Annotated in this window: 17 protein-coding genes; 13 read left to right on the top strand and 4 right to left on the bottom strand. The window is 72.1% G+C overall.

Annotation, left to right across the window (positions count from 1 at the left end; genetic code table 11):
* Positions 1-34: 34 nt before the first annotated feature.
* Entirely contained in the window at positions 35-988 is a 954-nt protein-coding gene (locus AB0I77_RS02800; protein ID WP_363280462.1) for an SDR family NAD(P)-dependent oxidoreductase, read from the bottom strand.
* Between the two features lie 719 nt (positions 989-1,707).
* On the opposite strand from AB0I77_RS02800, the gene AB0I77_RS02795 reads away from it, so the two are divergent.
* Both AB0I77_RS02795 and AB0I77_RS02790 read left to right on the top strand, forming a co-directional pair.
* Entirely contained in the window at positions 1,708-2,535 is an 828-nt protein-coding gene (locus AB0I77_RS02795) for an MHYT domain-containing protein (protein WP_363280461.1), read from the top strand.
* 143 nt (positions 2,536-2,678) lie between these two features.
* Positions 2,679-4,706: a nitrate- and nitrite sensing domain-containing protein gene (locus AB0I77_RS02790; protein ID WP_363280460.1), complete on the top strand. Its 2,028-nt coding sequence runs from the start codon at positions 2,679-2,681 to the stop codon at positions 4,704-4,706.
* A gap of 83 nt (positions 4,707-4,789) precedes the next feature.
* Here AB0I77_RS02790 and AB0I77_RS02785 read toward each other — a convergent pair whose 3' ends face one another.
* Positions 4,790-5,626: an IclR family transcriptional regulator gene (locus AB0I77_RS02785; RefSeq protein ID WP_363280568.1), complete on the bottom strand. Its 837-nt coding sequence runs from the start codon at positions 5,624-5,626 to the stop codon at positions 4,790-4,792.
* Positions 5,627-5,772: 146 nt separating this feature from the next.
* Here AB0I77_RS02785 and AB0I77_RS02780 point away from each other — a divergent pair, with 146 nt between their 5' ends.
* The 5 genes from AB0I77_RS02780 (at position 5,773) to AB0I77_RS02760 (ending at position 9,739) form a co-directional block, all read left to right on the top strand.
* Positions 5,773-6,609, top strand: a complete 837-nt coding sequence (locus AB0I77_RS02780) for a transporter substrate-binding domain-containing protein (RefSeq protein WP_363280459.1) — start codon at positions 5,773-5,775, stop codon at positions 6,607-6,609.
* Between the two features lie 67 nt (positions 6,610-6,676).
* Positions 6,677-7,423, top strand: a complete 747-nt coding sequence (locus tag AB0I77_RS02775; protein WP_363280458.1) for an amino acid ABC transporter permease — start codon at positions 6,677-6,679, stop codon at positions 7,421-7,423.
* Positions 7,423-8,073, top strand: coding sequence for an amino acid ABC transporter permease (locus tag AB0I77_RS02770; protein WP_363280457.1), 651 nt, complete (start codon positions 7,423-7,425; stop codon positions 8,071-8,073). Before AB0I77_RS02775 ends, AB0I77_RS02770 begins: the two co-directional genes overlap by 1 nt.
* On the top strand, positions 8,070-8,837 hold the full coding sequence (locus AB0I77_RS02765; protein ID WP_363280456.1) for an amino acid ABC transporter ATP-binding protein: 768 nt from the start codon (positions 8,070-8,072) through the stop codon (positions 8,835-8,837). Before AB0I77_RS02770 ends, AB0I77_RS02765 begins: the two co-directional genes overlap by 4 nt.
* Positions 8,834-9,739: a sugar kinase gene (locus AB0I77_RS02760; RefSeq protein WP_363280455.1), complete on the top strand. Its 906-nt coding sequence runs from the start codon at positions 8,834-8,836 to the stop codon at positions 9,737-9,739. The genes AB0I77_RS02765 and AB0I77_RS02760 overlap by 4 nt, the downstream gene beginning before the upstream one ends.
* On the opposite strand, the gene AB0I77_RS02755 is transcribed toward AB0I77_RS02760, so the two are convergent.
* Positions 9,740-10,609 carry a hypothetical protein gene (locus AB0I77_RS02755; protein WP_363280454.1) on the bottom strand — a complete coding sequence of 290 codons (870 nt, stop codon included), beginning with the start codon at positions 10,607-10,609 and terminating at the stop codon, positions 9,740-9,742.
* A gap of 151 nt (positions 10,610-10,760) precedes the next feature.
* Between AB0I77_RS02755 and AB0I77_RS02750 the strand changes: the two genes are divergently transcribed.
* Positions 10,761-11,864 carry a MerR family transcriptional regulator gene (locus AB0I77_RS02750; RefSeq protein WP_363280453.1) on the top strand — a complete coding sequence of 368 codons (1,104 nt, stop codon included), beginning with the start codon at positions 10,761-10,763 and terminating at the stop codon, positions 11,862-11,864.
* On the opposite strand, the gene AB0I77_RS02745 is transcribed toward AB0I77_RS02750, so the two are convergent.
* Positions 11,861-12,550: a FadR/GntR family transcriptional regulator gene (locus AB0I77_RS02745; RefSeq protein ID WP_363280567.1), complete on the bottom strand. Its 690-nt coding sequence runs from the start codon at positions 12,548-12,550 to the stop codon at positions 11,861-11,863. The genes AB0I77_RS02750 and AB0I77_RS02745 overlap by 4 nt on opposite strands.
* A 306-nt stretch (positions 12,551-12,856) precedes the next feature.
* Here AB0I77_RS02745 and AB0I77_RS02740 point away from each other — a divergent pair, with 306 nt between their 5' ends.
* The 5 genes from AB0I77_RS02740 (at position 12,857) to AB0I77_RS02720 (ending at position 19,246) form a co-directional block, all read left to right on the top strand.
* Entirely contained in the window at positions 12,857-14,227 is a 1,371-nt protein-coding gene (locus tag AB0I77_RS02740) for an SLC13 family permease (RefSeq protein WP_363280452.1), read from the top strand.
* A gap of 77 nt (positions 14,228-14,304) precedes the next feature.
* Positions 14,305-15,759 carry an acyl-CoA synthetase gene (locus AB0I77_RS02735; RefSeq protein ID WP_363280451.1) on the top strand — a complete coding sequence of 485 codons (1,455 nt, stop codon included), beginning with the start codon at positions 14,305-14,307 and terminating at the stop codon, positions 15,757-15,759.
* On the top strand, positions 15,752-17,077 hold the full coding sequence (locus tag AB0I77_RS02730; protein WP_363280450.1) for a carboxyl transferase domain-containing protein: 1,326 nt from the start codon (positions 15,752-15,754) through the stop codon (positions 17,075-17,077). Before AB0I77_RS02735 ends, AB0I77_RS02730 begins: the two co-directional genes overlap by 8 nt.
* A gap of 124 nt (positions 17,078-17,201) precedes the next feature.
* Positions 17,202-17,552, top strand: a complete 351-nt coding sequence (locus AB0I77_RS02725) for a CU044_2847 family protein (RefSeq protein ID WP_363280449.1) — start codon at positions 17,202-17,204, stop codon at positions 17,550-17,552.
* Complete coding sequence (locus AB0I77_RS02720; RefSeq protein WP_363280448.1) at positions 17,549-19,246, top strand: trypsin-like peptidase domain-containing protein; 1,698 nt, start codon at positions 17,549-17,551, stop codon at positions 19,244-19,246. The genes AB0I77_RS02725 and AB0I77_RS02720 overlap by 4 nt, the downstream gene beginning before the upstream one ends.
* The last annotated feature ends 46 nt before the right edge of the window (positions 19,247-19,292 follow it).

Genomic DNA, 19,292 nt, shown 5'->3' with positions numbered 1-19,292 from the left:
AAACTATCCGGTCGTCTGGTTGAACCCACCTGGGCTATCCGGGGACGGTGCCGAAGTCGACGCCGGTCAGGTCGCAGCTCGCGTCCCACAACCGCGCCGCGACGGAGGTGTCGGCGAGGTGCTTCCACACCGGTTCACGTTGGGGCTTGCCTCGCAGGCCGAAGACGCGCGGTCCCCACAACTGCCCTCCGCGCACGGCCGGGTCGAGTACCGCTCGGACCGCGGGCCAGGCGCCGGCATGCTTGCCCTGGACGAGGAGGGCGGCGGGTGCCACGCGCAGTCGGGCGCCGGTGGTCCGTACATGGACCGGCGGCCGTGACGGGGTCAGGGCGTCCAGCGCGCCGCCGGGATGGACGACCAGGCTCGCCACCGTGCTGCCTACGGCCCGCAGGTGGCGGTCGAGTTCGAGGCCGAAGTACATCTGCGCCAGCTTGGAGCGTCCGTAGGTGCGCTGGGGGCGGTAGTCCTTCCGGGACTGAAGGTCGTCGAGGTCGAGCCGCTCGGACTTCGCCGCGAAGCTGCCGACGGTCACGATGCGGGCCGCCGGTGCGGCCGACAGCAGCGGCATCAGCCAGTGGGTCAGCGCGAAGTGCCCGAGGTGGTTCGTGCCGAACATGAGCTCGTGACCGTCCCCGGTCTCCCGGCGCGGCGGGTCGTCGAGGGCGACGCCGGCGTTGTGGACCACCGCGTCGAGGCAATCCACACCCAGTGATTCCACCGCTGGGCCGAGCGACGACAGATCGGCGAGGTCCAGCCGTACGGCCCGCACCCGCGCGCCAGGCACACGCGAGCGGATCGAGGCGGTGGCGACTTCGGCCTTCGCGGGATTCCGGCTGCCCAGTACGACAGTGGCTCCGGTCGCGGACAACTGCTCCGCGACGAAGTACCCGATGCCGGCGTTGCCGCCGGTGACCAGGAAGACACCGCCATCGGCACGCGGCAGCCGTTGAACATCCCAGGGCACGGTGGAGGACGTGGGCGACGACATGGTGGCGGGGCTCCCTCGCTGTTGAAGGCGACTAAGGCTGCGGCTGCCCAGCGGGCAGCTCCACGCCCACGGTTTCAGCGGCCACCGACACATCGCCTATACATCACCGACAGCCCCGCCGGCCCGCCGACAGCCTGCTGACACGCTGCCGGCCGTGGCCCGGAAGGAGATCGGCGCCCGGTTCCTTGTGGTCCTTTTCAGCCACGCCTGGATGTACGGAGCCCCCCACCCCCGAATCCCCGCCACCCGAGCCCGAAACCGCCCCCACAACGACACCCTCGCCGGTGCGAATCGCGGTGGCGGCCACGCTCATGGCGGCGTGTGTCGTGGTCCCACACGCTCTCGAACGGCCCGCCACGCGACCCAACCAGCCCACCCCGCAAGGGAGTTCAAGCAGCTCATGGCACATTACGGGTCGGCCACCCCGTTCGGCGTTCGGCGGGCCGCCGGAGGGGCGTACGGCCCTGCCGACGCTCGTGTCACGTGACCGCCCGGGCCGCCCGCGCAGCCGCGCCGCGTCGGCAGTGGAAGTACGGACGAGGTAAGGAGAGTGTGAAGCACTTGCGTGCAAACGGGACCGTAACCCACACCGCAGTACGTTAATCCTCACCGTCCTCCGGCAATCAGTGGCGCGATCTCGCTCCCCCGGGTCTCTGGTTTCCGGCGGTACTTACGTGCGCGCTGAGCTGTCCGCCCGGCGGGCGAGAGGGGTTTTCGCCGTGGGACACATGGATCACTTCAGCGCCGGATGGGTCACCCCCGTCCTCTCCTACCTCATGGCCTGCGTCGGCTCGGCCCTCGGCCTGCGGTGCACCGTCAGGGCCCTGGAGACCGACGGCACCTCGAAACGGAACTGGCTGCTGCTGGCCTCGTTCGCGATCGGCTCCGGCATCTGGACCATGCACTTCGTCGCGATGATGGGCTTCGGCGTCGAGGGCACCCCCATCCGCTACGACGTCCCGCTCACCGTCCTCAGCCTCGTCATCGCCATCGCCGTCGTCAGCGCCGGCGTCTTCACCGCCGGGTACGGGCGCTCGCGCGTCATGTCGGTGGCGCTCGGCGGGCTCGGCACCGGACTGGGCGTCGCCGCCATGCACTACACCGGCATGGCCGCGCTCAACCTGCACGGCAGCGTCGACTACGACCCGCTCCTCGTCGCCGCCTCCGTCGTGATCGCCGTCGTCGCCGCGACCGCCGCGCTCACCCTCACCCTCATCGTGCGCGGTCCCGTCCTCGCCGCCGTCGCCGCGCTCGTCATGGGGCTCGCGGTCAGCAGCATGCACTACACCGCCATGTACGCCGTCGGCGTCAACCTCGCGCCCAGCAGCTCGGAGCTGCCCGGGGCCACGGCCACCGAGTTCCTCTTCCCGCTCGCCGTCGTGCTCGGCTCGTTCCTCTTCCTCACCTCCGCGTACGTCGCGCTCTCCCCGACCGGCAAGCGCGCCGAGTCCGTCGCCGCCGAACTGCTGCGCGAGGTCGAGCTCTCCACCGCGACCGCCACCGCGACCGCCACCGCGCCCACTTCCGCCACCACCGCGACCGCCTGAGCCGTACGCCCGCCTCCGGCCGCCCCGCGACGCCCTGAGCCGTACGCCCGCCCAAGCCCTGCGTGCGCCCAAGCCGTACGCGCCCCCCGCCTGAGCCGTACGCCCGCAGAGTCGCACCGCACACACCCTCGAAGAGGTATCCCATGCGTGTCCCCCTTACAGCGGAACTGCTGCGCCCTAAATCGGTCCGGGCCAAGATCGTCGCCCTGCTCATGCTGCCCATCGTGTCCCTCATGGCGCTGTGGGGCTTCGCCGCGGTGACCACGGCCTCCAGCATCGGCGACACCGAGCGGGTCAAGGACGTCAACGCCGAACTCCTCACCCCGGTCGCCGAGTTCGTCACCGCGCTCCAGGCCGAGCGGACCGCCGCCACGCGCCACGCCGCCGCCCCGGACGCCGCCAGCCTCGAAACCGTCGAGGGGGCACACAAGGCCACCGACCAGGCCGCCACCGCATTCCGCGACGGCGCCAACACCGCCACCGCGGACGCCGAGCTCCTCGACGCCGGGCTGCCCGCCCGCATCGACCGCCTGGAGGCCGACGCGCGCGGACTCACAGCGCTGCGCGCGCGGGCCGAAGCGGGGACCGACGGGAAGGACCCCGCCCAGACGTCGTTCACGGCGTACTCGACGGTCATCGAGCACGCCTTCGCCGTCACCGGCGCGCTCACCGGCGAGAACGGCACCGACGCCGCGTCCGAGGCGCGGGTCGTCCTCGAACTCGCCCGCGCCCGTGAGGCCGTGGCGCAGGAACAGGCCCTCCTCGCCGCGGGGAGCGGGGCCGGGAAGCTCACCACGGAGCAGTACACGCTGTTCGCCGGCGCCGTCGCCACCCAGCGGGAGCTGCTGAAGCCCGCGGTCGCCGACCTGAAGCCGGCGCACCAGGCGGCGTACGACGCGGTGCTGGACAGCAGGAGTTACGACGGGCTCGTGGCCGGCGAGGACCGGGTGCGCGGTGCCGGGCCCGGCGCCTCGGTCATCTCGGCGGGCTTTCTGAACGACTGGGACGAGGCCGCCGACACCGTGCTGAAGGGGCTTGCCGCCGCCGAGTCGGACGCCGGCACGGGGGCCACGGCCAAGGCGAACCCGTTCGGCTGGGACACGCTGGGCGCCTCCGGCATCGCCGTCATCCTCGGCCTGGTGGGCGTACTGCTGTCGCTCCTCGTGTCCGTGGGCGTCGGCCGCGGACTCATCGTCGAACTGCTCGACCTGCGCAACAACGCCCTCGAAGTCGCCGGGCGCCGGCTGCCGCAGGCCATGCGCCGACTGCACGCCGGGCACGACCTGGACATCGACGCCGAGGCCCCGATGCGCCGCCTCGTCGGCGACGAACTCGCCCAGGTGGGCACCGCGCTCACCGCCGTGCAGCGGGCCGCGCTCAAGGCCGCCTCCGAGCGCGCCGAACTGCAAAGCGGCATCTCCGGGGTGTATGTCAGCATCGCCCGCCGCAGCCAGGTGCTGCTGCACCGCCAGCTCGACCTGCTTCACCAGTTGGAGCAGCGCCCGCGCGACCCGGCCGAGGTACAGGAGCTGTACCAGGTCGACTATCTCGCCACCCGGATGCGCCGCCACTCCGAGAGCCTGCTCATCCTGTCCGGCATCGCGCCCGGGCGCGGCTGGCGCGACCCCATCCCGCTGACGGACGTCCTGCGGGCCGCCGTCGCGGAGATCGAGCAGCCGGGCCGGGTCCAGATCTGGACCGTACCGCGCGTCTCCCTGCACGGCGGCTCCGTCGCCGACGTCATCCACCTGCTCGCCGAACTCGTCGAGAACGCGGCCTCCTTCTCACCGCCCAGCGCCCATGTCCAGCTGCGGGCCGCCCGGCTGCGCGAGGGCCTCCTCATCGAGATCGAGGACAGCGGCTTCGGCATGGACGAGGAGGCGATGGCCGAGGCCAACCGCAAGATCCAGTCCGAGAACGTCGACCTGCTCGACGCCAAGCAGATCGGGCTCTTCGTGGTCAGCCGCATCGCCGGCCGGCAGGGCCTGAGCGTCGAACTGCGCTCCTCGGCGAGCGGCGGGGCCACGGCGGCCGTCCTCATCCGCGAGAACCTGATCCGGGACGACATGCCGGTGCACGACGCGGCCCTCCCCGGCGACCAGGACCGCGGCCAGGACGGCGGCCGGACACTGGCCCCCGCGTCGGCGTTGATCCCGCGGCAGCGGGGGTGACCAGCGTTGCGACCAGTGGGGGACGGGCATCGGTGACGTACCGCTACTCCAGATCCTCCGCCCCTAGTCCAGCCCCTCCGCCCCTAGTCCAGCTCCTCCGCCCCCGGCCCCACTCCCCCAAGGTTCTCCGTAATGGCCCCGGTGGCGGCGACGAGCAGGGCGCCCAGCTCCGGCACCCGCTCGCGGGTGACCCGGGCGGCCGGTCCGGAGACGCTGACGGCCGTGGTGACGTCGCCCCTGTGGTCGTAGACCGGGGCGGCCACGCAGCGGATGTCGAGTTCGTTCTCCACGTCGTCGACGGCGTAGCCGCGCCGGCGGATGAGGGTGAGTTCCTCGCGCAGGCGCTCGGGTGAGGTGAGGGTGGCCGGGGTGCGGGCGGGCAGGCCGGCCGCGATCACCTTGTCGACGACGTCGTCGGCGCTGTGGGCGAGGAAGATCTTGCCGGTGGCGGTGCAGTAGGCGGGCTGGCGGCTGCCGATCCGGGAGTGCATGCGGACGGCCTGAGTGCTCTCGACCTTGTCGATGTAGACGATCTCGGGGGGATCGAAGGTCACGAGGTGGACGGTCTCGCCGCTGTCCTCGGCGAGCCGGTGCAGCACCGGCGAGGTGATCTGCCGTGGGTCGCGCCGCTCCAGGTAGGCCTGGCCGAGCAGCGCGTTCTGCGGGCCCAGGCGGTAGCGGCCCGACTCGGGGTCCTGGTCGACCAGCCGCACCTCCCGCAGCGGGGCGACGAGGCGCAGCACGGTGGACTTGCTCATCCCGAGCCCGTCGGCGAGGTCGGTCAGCGTGACGCCGTGCGGATGGCCTCTGTCCTCGGCCAGGTGCATGAGGATGCCCAGCGCGCGCCGCAGGGAGGAGGAGGCGTTGCGGCGGGCCGGAGGCGGCTCAGGGGTGTCGGATGCGTCGGTCACATCGCACATCCTATCGTGCTGCATTGCAAAACATCGTGTTACATATTGAAATCCCCCATTGACGGTCGCGAACAGCCGGGGCTAGCTTCTGCCCAACGTTCTGCGAAACGAAGTTTTGCATTGCAGAACAACCTCATCCCCGAAGGGACCCCGCGATGCGACTTCGTCACCGTACCCGCCCCCTGATGATGGTTTGCGCCGGTGTGACCGCCGCCGCATCCCTCACAGCCTGTAGTTCCAGCTCCGGCACCTCCGCCTCCGGCGCCCAGTCCTCGACGCTCCAGACGGTCATCAAGCGCGGCACGCTGAACGTCGCCAGCTGCCTGACGTTCCCGCCGTTCGGTTCGCTGAGCAAGGACAACAAGCCCCAGGGCTTCGACGTGGACGTCGCCGGCGCGATGGCCAAGGCGCTCGGCGTCAAGGTCAAGGTCGTCGACACGACCTCCGCCAACCGCATCCCCAACCTTCAGACCAAGAAGGTCGACGCGGTGGTCTGCAACTTCACCACCACCGCCGAGCGCGCCAAGCAGGTCGCCTTCAGCGACCCGTACATCGTCGCGGGCGAGGTCCTGCTGGTGAAGAAGTCCAGCGGCATCGCCACGATCAAGGACCTGAGCGGCAAGACGGTCGCCGTCACCAAGGGCTCCACCAACGGCGACGCGGTCAAGGCCGGCAACCCCGCCGCCAAGATCCAGGAGTACGACACCTCCTCCGCCGCCGTCCTCGCGGTCAAGCAGGGCCAGGCCGACGCCATGGTCGAGGACTCCAACTTCCTCAACTTCCAGGCGAAGCAGGACCCCTCGCTCAAGGTCACCAAGGACTCCGTGGTCCCGCTGGAGTACAACGGCATCGGCGTCCAGCTGGGCGACGCCACCTGGCTCCAGTGGGTCAACACCTGGCTGCGGGAGTTCAACACCTCCGGCGAGTCCGCCGCCCTCTACAAGAAGTGGTTCGGCGTCGACCGCGTCTTCCCGCTCACCCCGTCCTACTGAGTTCCGGCGGGCGGCGGCACCCGGGTCACGGGATCGTCGCCCCCCGTGAACGTGTGGAGGAACCCCCATGCTCACCGACTGGAGCTACGCACTCCAGGACTGGCCCACCTACCTGAGCGCGGCCTGGCTCTCGCTGAGGCTCTCGCTCGCCGCCTTCGCCCTGGCCTTCGTCCTCGGCCTGGGCGGAGCCCTGGCCCGCAGATCCCGGTACGCCGTGCTGCGCGCACCGGCCGCCGTGTACGTCGAGGTCATCCGCAACACCCCCGTCCTGTTGCAGATGTTCGTCGCGTACTTCGCGCTGCCGTCCGCCGGTATCCGGCTGAGCCCCGTCCAGGCGGGTGTCCTCGCGCTCGGCGTCAACGTGGGCGCGTACCTGACGGAGATCTTCCGGGCCGGCATCCAGGCCGTGCCGAGCGGCCAGCGGGAGGCGGCGCGCGTGCTGGCGCTGAGCCCGGCCCGGGCCTTCGCGCACGTGGTGCTCCCGCAGGCGCTGCGCAATGTCTACCCGGCGGTGGTGAACCAGCTCGTCCAGATCATCCTGGGCTCGTCGCTGCTGTCCGCCATCTCCGTGCCCGAGCTCACCGGCGAGTCGATGGTCATCAACTCCCGCACGCTGCTGACCGTCCAGGTCTTCGGGATCGCCGCGGTGCTCTACCTCGTCCTCACCAACCTGGTGGTGCTCGCGGCCGGGCTGATCGGCCGGGTGGCCTTCAAACCACCGCTGCCGACGGCCGTACGACCGCGCCCGCTGGACGCCGTACGACGGCTGCTGCCCACGCGAGCAGTGCCCAACGTCCGTAAGGGGGCGGCGTGATGGACTGGTCGGTCATCTGGTCGAACCGCGAGCTGTTCACCGACGGACTGTGGGCCACGGTCCTGCTGTCGTTGGCGGCCATCGCCACCGGCACGCTCGCCGGGCTCCTCGTCGCGGCCGTACGCACCAGCCGCATCCCGCTGCTGGCCCAGCTCGCCCGGGTCTATCTGGAGGTCTTCCGCGGTACCCCGCTGCTGATCCAGATGCTGTTCCTCTACTTCGGCGCGGCCTATCTGAACCTCGCGGGCATCACCGTCTTCGGCGCGGCCCTGCTCGCGCTGACCCTGTACCAGGGCGCGTACATCGCGGAGATCTTCCGGGCGGGCATCGAGGCCGTACCCAGGGGGCAGTGGGAGGCGGCGCGGGTCCTCGGCATCACCCGCACGCAGACCTTCGCCAGCGTGATCCTGCCGCAGACCCGGGCGATCGTGCTGCCGCCGCTGGTGGGCCAGTACCTCTCCCTGGTCAAGGACACCTCGATCGCCGTCGTCATCGGCTACGTCGAACTCGTACGCCAGGGCCAGGCGGTCATCGACCGCGCGGGCGATCCGGCCACCACCTATCTCGCCGTGGCCGCCCTGTACTTCGTCATCTGCTACCCGCTGTCGCTCGTCGTGCGACGGATGGAACGAAAGGCTGTCATCGCATGACGACCACCGACACCACGAGCGTGGAAAAGACGGTCGCCCGGATCGCCCTGTCCGGCGTGCACAAGCGGTTCGGCGCGCTGGAGGTCCTCAAGGGCGTCGACGTCGACGTCGAGCCGGGCGAGGTCGTCGTGCTCATCGGCGCGAGCGGCTCCGGCAAGAGCACGCTGCTGCGGATCATGTGCGATCTGGAGCGCGCGGACGACGGCGAGGTCTGGGTCAACGGCGTACCGCTGCACGACCGCAAGCGCGCCCCCGAGATCTTCGGCCAAGTGGGCATGGTCTTCCAGCAGTTCAACCTGTTCCCGCACAAGACCGCGCTGGGCAACGTCACCCTCGCCCTGCTCAAGGTCAGGAAGCTCTCGCGGGCCGAGGCCGAGGAGCGCGGACATGCCGCGCTGGCCCGGGTCGGACTCGCCGACAAGGCCGGCTCCTACCCCGCGCAGCTCTCCGGCGGACAGCAGCAGCGGGTCGCCATCGCCCGCGCGCTCGCCATGGACCCGGCGATCATGTTCTTCGACGAGCCGACCTCCGCGCTCGACCCGGAGCTGGTCGGCGAGGTCACCGGCGTCATGCGCTCGCTCGCCGAGGACGGCATGACGATGGTCGTGGTCACCCACGAGATGCGCTTCGCGAAGGACACCGCGGACCGGGTCGTCTTCATGGACGGCGGGGTCGTTCTCGAACAGGGCCCGCCGGCGCAGGTGTTCGGCAGTCCGGCGGAGGTCCGCACGCAGCAGTTCCTGCACCGGGTCCTGGACACGTGAGCGGCACCGGCCGCCCGGACGTCGTGTGCGTCGGCGAGACCATGGCCGTGCTCAGCCCGCCGGACGCCGGGCCGCTCGCCGGTCAGCGCACGCTCGCGCTGACCGTGGGCGGCGCCGAGTCCAACGTGGCCTGCTCGCTGGCCGCCCTCGGCCACCGCGTCGCCTGGCTGAGCCGCGTCGGCGCCGATCCGCTCGGCCACCGCGTCCTGGACGATCTCACGGCCCGCGGGGTCGACGTCTCCGCCGTGGAGAGCGACCCCGAGCGGCCCACCGGCGTGTACTTCAAGGACCCGGCCCCGGACATGACCCGCACCTACTACTACCGCCGGGGCTCGGCGGCGTCGGCCATGAGCCCCTCCTTGGCCCGCCTCCCCCTCCTCCACGAGGCCCGGCTGCTGCACCTCTCCGGCATCACGCCTGCCCTCTCGGACAGTTGCGCCGAGCTGATGGACGTACTGCTGGTGCAGCGGGCCGTCCCGGGCCCGCTCGTCTCCTTCGACGTCAACCACCGCCCCGCCCTGTGGCGGCACCGCCCCGACGCGGCGCAGGTGTTGCTGGGTCTGGCCCGCGCCGCCGACATCGTCTTCGTCGGCCGGGACGAGGCCGAGACCCTCTGGGGCACCGGCAAGGCGGAAGAGGTACGGGACCTGCTGCGCCCCGCCCGCGTCGTCGTGGTCAAGGACGCCGACCACGGAGCGACGGCCTACACGGAGGACGGCGCGGAGACCTTCGTGGCCGCGCCCCCGTCCCGGATCGTCGAACGGGTCGGCGCGGGCGACGCCTTCGCCGCCGGCTACCTGTCGACGGCCGTCCTCGAAGGCGGCGGGCCCGCCCAGGGACTGCGCCACGGCCACGAGCTGGCCGCGACGGCACTGGCCACGCGGGACGACGTACCGGCCTGATCAGCGTGCCGCCGCCGCCAGAATCGCCGTCACGACGTCGGGCACCGAATCCGGATGCAGGAACAGAAAGAGATTCGGCTCGACCAGCTCCAGCTCCATCACCCGCGGCCGGCCGTCCTCCCCGTCCACGAGGTCGACGCGGGCGTACAACAGGTGGGGGGCATCCGGTACGGCGGCCAAGGCGCGCTCGGCGACGGCGAGTTCGGCCGGGGTCGGGGCCCAGGGCTCGAGGCCGGGATGGGAGACCTTGTCGGCGTCGAAGGCCGTACCGGGGGCGAGGACGGCCCGCTTGCGGCTGGCGTGCAGCAGCCGCCCGCCGAAGAACTGCAACGCCCGCTCCCCCTGGGCGTCGATGCCCTTCATGTACGGCTGCACCATCGCCGTCAGCCCCTCCTCGTGCATGCGCGCGAGATGCCGTACGGCCGTCTCGCGCCGCTCGGGCGTGTAGCGGGCGGCGTACCGGGCGCCCGCGCCGGACGTGGGCTTGACGACGTACTCGTGGTCGTCGGGAAGGTCGACGGCATCGCCGGGCCCGGCATACCGGGTGGGGACGACGGGCACACCGGCCGCGGCCAGATCCCCGAGATACCGCTTGTCGGTGTTCCACCGCACGACCGAGGCGGGATTCGCCAGCCGCGTGAGCGCACCGCACTTCCGCGCCCACGCCACGAACTCGTCCACCCGCCAGCTGTAGTCCCAGGTGGACCGTATGACGGCGAGGTCGTACGCCCCCCAGTCCACCCCGGCGTCGTCCCAGAACACGGCATCCGCCCCGGCCCCGGACGCGCGCAGGGCGTCCAGCAGCACGGGCAGGTCGCGGTCCACTTTGGTCGGCGGGGGGTCGTAGGTGACGAGGGCTATTCGGGGCACGGCGGGTTCCCTTTCTCATACAGCTCTTCGCATACGGCTCGGCTCGCAGGCTAGTCACGCGGGCCGCAACCGCGACAACCCGTTTGACCTTCCCCTTCGGTGAAGCCCCAGCATCGTCGGTGACGGGGAACGAAGGATTCCGGGGGTACGCATGGACGACGGCCTGCTGACGATCGGCGCGTTCGCGAAGGCCTGCCGGCTGTCGCCCAAGGCGCTGCGGCTCTACGACGAGCTGGAGCTGCTGCGCCCCGCGCGGGTCGACCCGCACACCGGATACCGGTACTACGCGGTCGAGCAGTTGGAGCAGGCGCGTCTGGTGGCGTGGCTGCGGCGGCTGGGGATGCCGCTGGCCCGGATCCGTGAGGTGTGCGAGGTGTACGCCCTCGACCCTTCGGCCGCCGCCCGGGAGATCCGCGCCTACTGGGCGCGGGTGGAGACGGAGACGGCGGTACGGCGTGACCTCGCCGCGTTCCTCGTGGACCAGTTGACGGCAGCACCGAGGAAGGACACCACCATGCTGGAACTGCGCTACTTCGCCCACTCAGACCGGGGGCGAACCCGCCCCGAGAACCAGGACACGGCCTACGCGGGCACCCGGCTGCTCGCGGTAGCGGACGGCTTCGGACCGGCGGGCGCGCCCGCGAGCAGCGCGGCCGTGGAGGCACTGAGGTTCCTGGACACTCAGGAGGTGCCGGCGGGCAACGTCCTCAACCTCCTGGAGGACGCGGTACGGGGCGCGACGGAGGCGGTCCGGGACATCGCCGGGAGTGCGGACGACGTCGGCACCACGCTGACCGCCCTGCTGTGGACGGGCTCCCGCCTCGCCCTGGTCCACATCGGCGACTCCCGCGCCTACCTGCTGCGCGACGGCGCCCTCTTCCGCATCACCCACGACCACACGCTCGTCCAGTCGATGATCGACGAGGGCCGCCTGACCCCCGAGGAGGCCACGGCCCACCCCCAGCGCGCGATGCTCCTGAAGGCCCTGCCGACCAGTGCCCCCACGCCCCCGGACCTCCAGCTGAACGACGTCCAAGCCGGCGACCGCTACCTCCTGTGCTCCGACGGCCTGTCGAGCGTCGTCCCGGACGACCGCATCCGCGCCCAACTCACCTCCGCGCCGGCCCCGGACGCCGCCGTCCACGCCCTGATCTACGCGGCGAACGACGCCGGCGGGCCGGACAACGTGAGCTGCGTGGTGGCGGATGTGGTGGAGGCGGATGTAACGGATGTAGTGGAGGCGGCGGCGGTTTAGCGCGCCTCCTGGCCCGGCTCCCAGTCCAGCAACCGCACCTTCGCCACCGTACGGACATGGCGGCGCATCGCCGTCGCCGCCTGTCGTGGCCGGCGGGCGGCGATGGCGTCGAGGATCGCCTGGTGCTGCGCCAGGGAGCGGGTGGGGCGGCCGGGCTGGCGCAGGGACTCGGTGCGGCTTTCGGCGATCTGGTCGGCGATGGAGCGCATGAACTCGGCGAGGAGGCTGCTGTGGGCGGCCGCCGTGACCGCCGCGTGGAAGAGGCGGTCGCCCTCGGTGCCGTGACCGCTCCGCTCGATCTCCTCGGCCATGTGGGCGAGCGCGGCCCGCATCGCGGCCAGGTCCTCCTCCGTGCGGCGCTCGGCGGCCAGTTCGGCGAGTTTCGTCTCCAGGGCCTCGCGGGCCTCCAGGACGTCCGGGAGGCGCCGGCGGCGTTCGACCATCTCCTCGACGGGCTCGACGTCCAGGCTGTCGCGGACCAGATACGTACCGCCGCCGTGCCGCGCCTCCACCAGGCCCTGGACCTCCAGGACCACGATCGCCTGCTTGACCGAGGCCCGGCTGACGCCCAGTCGCTGGGCCAGGTCGCGTTCCGGCGGGAGACGGTCGCCGGCCTTCAGGCCGCCCTCGGCGACGTACTGGCGCAGCCGGCCGAGCACCTGCTCGTAGAGGCGCTGCTTCGCCATGGGGCGCAGGGCGTCGGTCGCGGGGTCGGTCACTGGTTCGGTCACTGGTTCGGTCACTGGTTCGGTCACTGGTTCGGTCACTGGTTCGGTCACAAGGTCCCCCTCTCGTCGGGAGAGTAACACCGGGCCCCGGGTGGCCGAGTGGCTGAGCCAATTTGTGCGCGACCCCTTGACGCCGCCCCGGCGCACGCCCACGCTATCCAGCCAACCGACCTAATTGGCTCAGCCACTCGACCACTCGCACCCACCGACCGATAACGCAACCCGCTCACGCAACTCCTCCGGGACCCAAAGACGGGAGCCCGTATGTCCCCCGAGCTCATCTCGATCCTCGTCCTCGTCGTGGTGTTCGTCATCGCCACCACGCGTTCCGTCAACATGGGCGCGCTCTCCTTCGCCGCCGCCTTCGGGGTCGGCGAACTCGTCGCCGACCTCGACGCGGACGGCATCTTCGCCGGCTTCCCCGGCGACCTGTTCGTCGTCCTCGTCGGCGTCACCTATCTCTTCGCCATCGCCCGGGCCAACGGCACCACCGACTGGCTGGTGCACGCGTCCATCCGGCTCGTCCGGGGCCGCGTGGCGCTGATCCCCTGGGTGATGTTCTTCATCACCGGCGCGCTCACGGCGATCGGCGCGGTCAGTCCGGCCGCGGTCGCGATCGTCGCGCCGATCGCCCTGAGCTTCGCCGCCCGCTACGGGATCAGCCCGCTGCTGATGGGCGCGATGGTCGTGCACGGCGCGCAGGGCGGCGGCTTCTCGCCGATCAGCATCTACGGCACGATCGTGAACGGCATCGTCGAGCGCGAGAAGCTGCCGGGCAACGAGATCGCCCTCTTCCTCGCCTCGCTGGTCGCCAATATCGTCATCGCGGGGGTCGTCTTCCTCCTCTTCGGGGGGCGCAAGCTGTGGGCGCAAGGGGCGGTGGCGGCGGACGAGATCTCCGGGGATGCCACCGAGAAGGACAAGGGTGACAAGGGCGGCCTTCCGGAGGGCGGCACCGGCGCCCGGCCCACCGACACGGGCGGCACGGCAACCGCCACCGCAGTGGCCGCCCGCCCCGCGGCCGCCGACACCACCCGCCTCACCCCCGCCCGCATCGCCACCCTCACCGCGCTGGTCGCCCTCGTCGTCGCCGTCCTCGCCTTCGACCTCGACGCCGGGCTGACCGCGATCACCCTCGCCGTCGTCCTGAGCACCTGCTGGCCGGATGACAGCCGCAAGGCGGTCGGCCAGATCGCCTGGTCGACGGTGCTGCTGATCTGCGGTGTCCTGACCTACGTCGCCGTCCTGGACGAGATGGGCACCATCACCTGGGCCGGCAAGGGCGTCAGCGACATCGGCGTCCCGCTGCTGGCGGCCGTACTGCTCTGCTACATCGGCGCGATCGTGTCGGCCTTCGCCTCGTCCGTCGGGATCATGGGCGCGTTGATCCCGCTCGCCGTACCGTTCCTCGCACAGGGCGAGATCGGGGCCGTCGGCATGGTGGCCGCGCTCGCGGTGTCGGCGACGGTGGTGGACGTGAGCCCGTTCTCGACGAACGGCGCGCTGGTGCTGGCCGCGGCGCCGGACGTCGACCGCGAGCGTTTCTTCCGGCAGCTGATGGTGTACGGAGGGATCGTGGTGGCGGTGGTACCCGCGGTGGCGTGGCTGGTGATGGTCGTGCCGGGCTGGGGGTAGGCACCGCGCACAACCACAGACAGCCACAGACAGCGGCAATCGGCGACACTCAAAGCGACATCTAAGGAGCAACACGCGTGTCCTCTCTCTTCCCCGCCCTGACCGGCAGCCGTACCGACCGGCCCGCCCTCCGGTTCGGCGACCGGTCCCTGACGTACGGCGAGCTCGGCGCCGCCGCCGGTGCCCTGGCGGCGCGGATCGGCGGGGCGGGCCGGGTGGCCGTCTGGGCGACACCGGCACTGGAGACCGCGGTCGCCGTGGTGGCGGCGCTGGAGGCCGGCGTCGCCGCCGTGCCGCTCAACCCGAAGTCCGGGGAGAAGGAGCTCGGGCACATCCTCACCGACAGCGCGCCCGCCCTCGTGCTCGCCGCACCCGGCGACGAACTCCCCCTTGCCCTCAGGGACTTGGAGCGCCTCGACGTCGAGGTCCAGGCCACCGAACCCGCCCCCCACGACCACGACAGGGCATCCGCGGACGACGATCCCGCCCTGGTCGTCTACACCTCCGGCACCACCGGCCCGCCCAAGGGCGCCGTCATCCCCCGCCGCGCGGTCGCCGCCACCCTGGACGCGCTCGCCGACGCCTGGCAGTGGACCGGCGACGACGTCCTCGTGCACGGGCTGCCGCTGTTCCACGTCCACGGCCTGGTCCTGGGCATCCTGGGCCCGCTGCGGCGCGGCGGTTCGGTCCGCCACCTGGGCCGGTTCAGCACGGAGGGCGTGGCACGCGAGCTGCACGACGGCGCGACCATGCTGTTCGGCGTCCCGACGATGTACCACCGGATCGCCCAGACCCTGCCCGACGACCCGGACCTGGCCAAGGCACTGGGCCGGGCCCGGGTACTCGTCTCCGGCTCCGCCGCCCTGCCGGTGCACGACCACGAGCGCATCACGGCCGCGACCGGCCGGCGGGTCATCGAGCGGTACGGCATGACGGAGACCCTGATGAACACCAGCGTGCGGGCGGACGGCGAACCGCGCGCCGGAACCGTCGGCGTTCCCCTCCCAGGGGTCGAGCTGCGGCTCGTGGAGGAGGACGGGGCGCCGATCACGTCGTACGACGGCGAAACCGTGGGCGAGATCCAGGTGCGCGGACCGAACCTGTTCACCGAGTACCTCAACCGGCCCGACGCCACGGCCGCCGCCTTCACCGCCGACGGCTGGTTCCGGACCGGGGACATGGCGGTGCGCGACCCCGACGGCTACGTCCGCATCGTCGGCCGCAAGGCCACCGACCTGATCAAGAGCGGGGGTTACAAGATCGGGGCCGGCGAGATCGAGAACGCGCTCCTCGAACACCCGGCGGTGCGGGAGGCCGCGGTCACCGGGGAGCCGGACGCCGACCTGGGCGAGCGGATCGTGGCCTGGATCGTCCCGGCGGATCACCAAGCACCGCCGACTGTCGAGGAGTTGGCGGATCACGTGGCGAGCCGCCTCGCCCCGCACAAGCGCCCCCGAGTCGTCCACTACCTCGGGGCCCTCCCCCGCAACGACATGGGGAAGATCATGAAGCGGGCGCTGACCCGTGACTGACCGCCCCACCGCCCGCGAGACCCTCGCCACCGTCACCGACGACTTCACCGAACTCCCTTACCCCGCAAGGGAATCCAAGCCGGACGGCCCCCTCGCCTGGCAGGGCTACGACGCCTCGCGCGCCCGCGCCGCCGAGCGCACCGGCGAGACGGAGTCCGTCGTCTGCGGCACCGCACACGTCGAGGGCACCCGGGCGGTACTGATCGCGTTCGAGTTCGGCTTCCTCGGCGGCTCGCTCGGCGAACGCACCGGCGACCGGCTGGAGGCGGCGTACACCTACGCCCGCGAACACCGCCTGCCGGTCGTCCCGTTGGTCGCCACCGGCGGCAGCCGGATGCAGGAGGGCATGCTCGCGCTCACCCAACTCCAGCGCGTGGCCCGGCAGTCTGCGCTCACCCGCGCGGCGGGCCTACCGCAGATCGCGGTGCTGCGGGACCCGACGACGGGCGGCGGCTGGGCCACGCTCGGCGCCGGCGCCGATGTGATCCTCGCGCTGCCCGGCGCCCAGGTCGGCTTCGCGGGCTCCCGGGTCCGGCCACCGGACGCGGACCGGGCGGCGTACACGGCCGAGGCGCAGGTGGCGGCGGGCTCGGCGGACGCGGTGGTACGGCCGGAGGAACTGCGCTCGACACTTGGCCGATGGCTCCGCCTGCTGTCGGCTCCGTCGACCGACCCCGCTCCGGTCCCCCCACCCCTGGGCGCGACGGACTTCCCGCCCACCGGCTGGGCCGCCGTGCAGCGCGCTCGCTCCCGTCAACGCCCGCGCGCCGAACATTACTTGGACGCCTACTTCACTCACCGTCTCCCGATCAGCGGCGACCGGTGCGGCGGGACCGACCCCGACGGCATGCTGTGCGGCTTCGGCGAGCGCGAGGGTCGTACCGTGGCCTACGCCGCCCAGACCGGTACAGCGACCCGCCCCGCCGGCTACCGCACCGCCGCCCGCCTGATCCGCCTCGCGGACCGGCTCGGCATCCCGGTGCTGACCTTGGTGGACACGCCCGGCGCCGCGAACGACGCCGAGGCCGAACGGCAGGGCGCGGGGGCCGCCATCGCGGACGTGTTCCACGCGGTGGCCGCCGCGCGCACCCCGATCACCACCCTGCTGATCGGCGAGGGCGGCTCCGGGGGCGCACTGGCCCTCGCCGCCCCCGGCAACACCTGGGCCACACCGGACAGTTACTTCTCGGTCATCGCCCCCGAGCTGGCCGCGGCCATACTGAAGCGCCCGCCGGAGGAGGTCGAGGCGACGGCCGACCAACTCCGCATCCGCCCCCAGGACTTGGCGGAACTGGGTGTGATCCGGTCCGACGACTGAGGACTGAGGCCTGAGAGAGAGCGAGCCGTCCGCGTACGGAGAGGAACCCGCGACATTCCAAGCACCGTCCGTAACAATGGAGTTCGCAGAAGCCCACACACACCACGGGGGAGCGAGCGGGGCCATGGACGGGTTGACGGAGTTCAAGACGGAGGACGGCGCCGTGGTCGTCGTGGAGGGCGTCGACGACGAGACGGGCGCCCGTCTCGCCGCGCGCGGCGACGGACCGGACCGGGCGGCCCGCACCTTCGAGGGCGCGCTCGACGGGGTCCGGGCGGCGGCCGAGTCGGCGCTGCGGGTCTTCCGGGACGGCGCGCTGAAGCCGGACTCCGTGGAACTCGAATTCGGCGTGAAGCTGAGCGCGGAGAGCGGGGCCGTGATCGCCAAAGGGTCGGCGGAGGGGCACCTGGTGGTGAAACTCAGCTGGTCACCCGGCCGGTCCTCGTCGGACCCGGAGGCCGGCGACCGGTCATGAACAGCGCTGCCTGGCACGCCCGGATCGTGTGCGGGAAAGAGGTCGGCGCGGGCTTCCTGGTCTCCCCCCGCCGCGTGCTCACCTGCGCCCACGTCGTCCGGTGGAGCGGAACGTCGGCGGTGACGGTGACCTTCCCCAACAGCAGGGAGCTCGGCCCGGTGACCGCCACTGTGGCCGTCCACGGCGGCTGGGCGGGCGACGCCGCCGACCCCGGCGACCTGGCCGTCCTCGAACTGGACCGCGAGGTACCGCTGGAACCCGCGCAGTTCGCGCCTCCGGACACCGAACTCGGCTCAGTTATCGAAGAGTTGGGCGGCCCAGGACCAGAACTCGACGCCCCCGTCCTCGTCGCCTACGGCTTCCCCAAGGGCTACGACGAGGGCATGCTCGCCCGCTACCAGGCCGTGCCCGGCGCGCTGGTCTCGGACGAATGGCGGCAGCTGGAGGCCGTGACGGCCCACGGGCAGCCCCTGGCACCCGGGTTCAGCGGCGCGGCGGCCACCCTCGCGGACGGCAGGGTGGTCGGCATGGTGTCGACGGTCGCGGGCGCGCGGGACGTACGGGTCGGCCGGATGCTGCCCACCCAGGTCATGGTCCGCTACTGGCCCGAGCTGTGCGAACTGGTCCCCACCTCCGAGCACCGCCCGGACGCGGTGCGCCGGCTGTACACCCTGGTGCGGCGGGCGGTGGCCGAGGGAGTGGACTGCGATCCGAACCGGCTGTACGTGGCCGCCGTGGGACCCTTCGGCCCGCCGCTGCCGGAGGGCGGCTTCGCCTCGCTGGGGGCCGCCGCCGGGTACGTGCAGTGGGAGGTCCCCGGCACCGAGGCGGTGACCGCCTTCGCGGACCGTCTGCGGGAACTGCTGGACGCGCCGCCCGTGCGGCCGGCCACCCCGGCCTGGTCGCCGATCCTCGTCGAGATCGACCACAGCGGCGCCGGCCCCGACCAGTTCACCGTCGAGGTGTCCGCCTACCGCGACGGACACCGCCGGCGCGTGGGCTCGCACCGCCTGCCCCGCACCGCGGTGGAGGCGTATGTCCAGGAGCGCATCGACGAGGCGTTCACCCAGCTCGCCCCGGGCGCGGAGGAACTGCTCACGTTCGTGCTGCCCCGCGAGTGGCTGAACGAGCCGGTGGCGCACTGGGAGTGCGGCGCCGACGACGCCACACCGCTGGGCTGCGCCTATCCCCTCGTCGTCGTGGACCGGTCCCGGCACCGCAGCGGCCGGCTGCGCCACCAGCTGGCCAAGAAGTGGCAGAAGCTGGACGCCTGTCCAGGGGCGCGGCTGCACCGCGTGGACTGCGGCATCCGGGAACGGCCGCCGAGCCTGCGCAAGCGGCTGCGCGACGACGATGCCGACCTGGCCGGTTTCTCCTTCCCGCCCGGCACGGGGCGGTCGCATTTCGAGGTCGGCCTCAACACCCCGGTGCCGGTCCTGCTGTGGCCGCGCACGGGCTGCACCGACACCGCGCACGACGGCCCCTGCTCCGGCGCCGCGTTCCTCGACGAGCTCGCCGCCACCGTCGCCGGTGTCCCGCCCGCCGAACTCCCGCGCCACGTCATGGCGTTGCGGGAGACCGCCGCCGCGGACGACGACCCGGACCGGCACTGGGCGAGGGACGTACAACTCCTCTGGGACGACCCCCGCTGCTTCCCCGAGCCCGTCGCCGGCCTGCACTCACCCGTCGCCTGAGCCGCCGCCATACACGTCAGGCCATACACGTCACGGAGAGAAGATC

Source organism: Streptomyces sp. NPDC050619 (genome assembly GCF_040654815.1).
Classification (GTDB): domain Bacteria; phylum Actinomycetota; class Actinomycetes; order Streptomycetales; family Streptomycetaceae; genus Streptomyces.
The sequence above is the reverse complement of the archived record's forward strand: the minus strand, read 5'-3'. Positions and strand labels throughout refer to the sequence as shown.